The organism is Streptomyces sp. SID11385, assembly GCF_010548245.1.
In the GTDB taxonomy this organism is placed as follows: Bacteria; Actinomycetota; Actinomycetes; order Streptomycetales; family Streptomycetaceae; genus Streptomyces.
The window spans coordinates 1-820 of the sequence record NZ_JAAGLR010000130.1 but is presented as its reverse complement, the minus strand read 5'-3'; the positions used below and the strand labels follow the sequence as shown (position 1 = coordinate 820).

Sequence of the window (820 nt, the reverse complement as noted above, 5' to 3'; positions counted from 1 at the left end):
GCCCACGGGCTGTGCCGGCACCGTTTCCGGCTGTGCGGAGCCGTCCGGTTGCCCGGCCGCCCCCGGCCGTGCGGGGTCGTCCGGAAGCTGTCCCGCCGCTGCCCCCGGCTGCGCGGAGCCGTCCGCCAGCTGTACCGCCCCCGCTCCCGCCTGCGCGGAGTCGTCGGGCCGCTCCGCCCCCGTACCCGCCCGCCCGGACCCGTCCGGTTGTCCCGCCGTCGGCGCGGCGCCCGCCGAGCGCTCCCGCTGTCCTGCCGAGTCCTTCCGCCGTTCCTCGTCCCTCGCGCCCGGCGGTGGGGAGTCCGGTGCCGGGTTGTCGGGGACGGCGGGGTCGGGGGTGGGCGGCATCGGTGCTCCTTCTCGGGCGGTGACGTGGGCACATCGTGTCACGCGAACAGGTGAGTCGACGGGGCTCCCGGGAGGGGGGAACGGGGGGTCTCCGGCGGCTTCTGCCGGGGGTGGTGAGGAGGGCAGACTGGGGGAATGGCTGACGAGTTCCCCGTACCGCAGACACCGCTTTCCCCGCCTCCCGGGCAGTCACCCTCCGTGCTGCGCTGGGCCGAGCCGCCCGAGGGGCCGGTCGTGGTGCTGCTCGATCAGCGGCGGTTGCCGGAGGAGGAGGCGGAGCTGGTGTGCACCGACGCGCCCGCACTCGTCGAGGCCATTCGCTCGCTCGCCGTGCGCGGGGCGCCGCTGCTCGGGATCGCCGGGGCGTACGGGGTCGCGCTCGCCGCCGCGCGCGGCTTCGACGTGGACGAGGCAGCCGACGCGCTCGCCTCGGCACGGCCCACGGCGGTGAACCTGGCGCGGGGCGCCCGGC

Annotated in this window: 2 pseudogenes; one reads left to right on the top strand and one right to left on the bottom strand. The window is 77.6% G+C overall.

Features of this window, described 5'->3' with window-relative positions:
- Positions 1–348, bottom strand: a pseudogene (locus G3I42_RS04195) (hypothetical protein); the annotation flags it as partial.
- Positions 349–483: 135 nt separating this feature from the next.
- Between G3I42_RS04195 and G3I42_RS04190 the strand changes: the two are divergent.
- Positions 484–820: pseudogene (locus tag G3I42_RS04190) on the top strand (S-methyl-5-thioribose-1-phosphate isomerase); the annotation flags it as partial.